General features: G+C 61.6%; 1 protein-coding gene and 1 pseudogene. One reads left to right on the forward strand and one right to left on the reverse strand.

Annotated features, from left to right (window positions below):
* The first annotated feature begins 207 nt into the window (after positions 1 to 207).
* A complete protein-coding gene (locus IP68_RS18865) occupies positions 208 to 1,605 on the forward strand; it encodes a hypothetical protein (RefSeq protein WP_231684170.1) in 1,398 nt (465 codons plus the stop codon).
* A gap of 233 nt (positions 1,606 to 1,838) precedes the next feature.
* Here the strand turns inward: IP68_RS18865 and IP68_RS18870 are convergent.
* A pseudogene (locus IP68_RS18870) lies at positions 1,839 to 2,643 on the reverse strand (transposase); the annotation flags it as partial.

Below are 2,643 nucleotides of genomic sequence, written 5' to 3' on the forward strand. Positions count from 1 at the left end.
GGAGCCGACATGGACTGCTTGGGGTGGATGGCAGCTATTTCGCATGCGTTCCCTTGTGCCCGCATGCAGGCGGCTGAAGCGGAACCAAAAACGATCTCTATCCTCGCTAATGTTCTTTGCCTACAGGTCATACCTAGAGCGGGACACGCGCGGCTTACGACATACAGGCTTAGAGCTTTTGCCTTTGAGGCAGATGCAGGTTAACTTGTGCTGCCGCAAATCGATTTGCTTCGAAGTCGACCAGCGATTGAGCGCGTATCTACCGGCTCAGAGGGAGTGGTTATGCGAAGGCAATACCTTCAGGTGACACAAGCTCGCCGATTTGCTTTGGCATTGGCAGGCGCCGGCCTTTCGGCATTCGCTTCGGCGAACGGCCATGCGCTCCCTTTGTCCGATTTCAAGGGCCAAGGAGTCGATCACATCTTCGGCAGCTATGCGCCAGGCGGAGACTGCTCGAAGGAACCACGGGTCGTCATCGACCAGAATGGCATGCTGTTTCGCGCCAACGGCCGCGAGGTGAGGCCGCAGAGGGTAGAGTATGCGCTCACCTTTCTGGGCGCGAGCTACGACGGCATGACGGTTGTCTTCTTCCCCTTCCCGGTCAGCAACAACGACTATGGGCGGGTGATCATGTTTGTGAACGATGACGAGAAGCCTGGCGTCATCCGCTTCGATGCCGATCTTCCGCCGGGCGGACGCCCCGATCCGTTCCATGCCGCTTTCACCAACGGCGGCCTTTTCACCCTGTGCAAGGGCAGCGCCCTCGCCGGCACGCCCCCACTACCGCGGCCAGACGCGTCAGTCGCGGTTCAAGGCATTCCGGCAGAATGGAACAACCTCGCCGGACTCGTTGGGAAATACCCGGGAGAGTATTCGAAGGATAACATAGACATCTTCGACAAAGGCGCCGTGGCGGCCGCCCTGAAGACACTGCTCGGGCCAAAAATGGCTGCATTTCGGACAAACCTGTCGGCTGTCTCGCCACTTCAGCGCGCGGGACGCTATTTCTATCTCACCGGCAACGCCCCGCATCAGGGGGGCGTCGAGCAAGCCTATCTCATGATGGATCCCACCCGCCGGGAAGTGCAGGTGGGGCTTTGGGAGCGAGGCAAGCTGACCGTCTATCCTCCGGCCAGCGGGACACGGTTGCCCGTGGCACCGGAGATCAAGAAGATGTTGGCCGATAGTCCACCCGAAACCACGGTCCCCTTGCCTGGCACCCCGTGGGAAGTCGTGCCTGTGCCGGGGCGCGCTCCCATTGCCTATGTCAGCGCTGCCGCCTCGCCCAACATCGAGGCGCTCAGCCTCTATTGCGAAGGCGGCAAGCCGTTCATGGCGATGCTGCTCAACAAGCCCGCTCCTGCAGCCACAATGACAATGACCTGGAATTTTTCCGGCCGCCTGGTCAACATTCCCGTCCAGCGCGCCAATTCGGGCGGGACGCAGTGGATTGGCGGATTATCTGGCACAGAGCTCGTTCCGCTTTTGATGCAGCAAAGTGGGACAGTGATGCTCCGTCTCAACGGCCGCTTGGAAGGCGAGGCCTCACTCGACAATTCTGCTGCCGTGCTGCGAAACACTCTGCCGACTTGCACCCGGCTCTGATGACGGACGCTGCGGTGGACGTTCCATTTCTGGCTTCGAGGTTGGTAGCTCCTCACAATTTTCCGTGGTGAGGCTCACGCACAATCCGAAATCCTTATGGCGGCTTCTGGCGGAACCAGACGTTCAATCAGCCCGTCGCGAACGACGGGGTCTGGGTCGATTGTGTTGAAAAACCTGCCGCCGAGATCGAGCCTAGGGCCAGCTGAGGCTCGGTTTGGAGGCCTCGCTCCCGGTTATGCGGGGACCGGAGTGGCCGACATCGGGATCATCTTGGCCATCTTGCGGAGGTTTTGGGCGGTGGCAGCGAGGAGGAACTCATCTCTTGCGCCGTTTGGACCTCGCAGGCGCAGGCGGTCCATCCTCAGGATGCGTTTGAGGTGCGCGAACAGCATTTCCACCTTCTTTCGCTGCCGACGGGAGACCAGATAAGCGTTGGTCGTGGCGATGTCGCGCGCCAGATCGCGGGCGCCCTCGTGGACTGAGCGCAGGATCATGCGCGCCGGTTGGGCCGGGCAACAGCGTGGCTTGAGAGCGCAGGCATCACAGTCGAGCTTGCTGGCGCGGTAGCGCAGCAAGCCGTTCTCATCGACGAACGGCCGCTCCTCGCGATAGATCTTCTGCCTCTGGCGCAGCCGCTTACCGGCAGGGCAGATATAGCTGTCGTCTTCGTGGTCGAAGGTGAAGGCAGAACGCTCGAAGGTATCGTCGCGGCGGCCAGAATGATCGACCACAGGGATGTGCGGCTCGATGCCGCGCTCCTCGACCAGCCAGGACAGGTTCTTTGCATCGCCGTATCCTGCATCGCCCGCGAGCCGCTTGGGCCACAGACCGAAGCGCTCCTGCGTCCGATCGATCATGCGGCGCTATACTCGCGAACGGCATGGCTGGTGGCTGCGTCAGGCAAGGCGTCCGCGCTATCGACTGCATGCTGGCGGCTCACATCGGCGCGCACGAGGCTGCCATCGACTGCGAACCCTTCGCCGCCAACCAGCCCCTCGGCAATGCAGCGCGCCACCGTCGCCTCGAACAGCTGGCGCA

Source organism: Blastomonas sp. AAP25 (assembly GCF_001295965.1).
Classification (GTDB): Bacteria; Pseudomonadota; Alphaproteobacteria; order Sphingomonadales; family Sphingomonadaceae; genus Blastomonas; species Blastomonas fulva.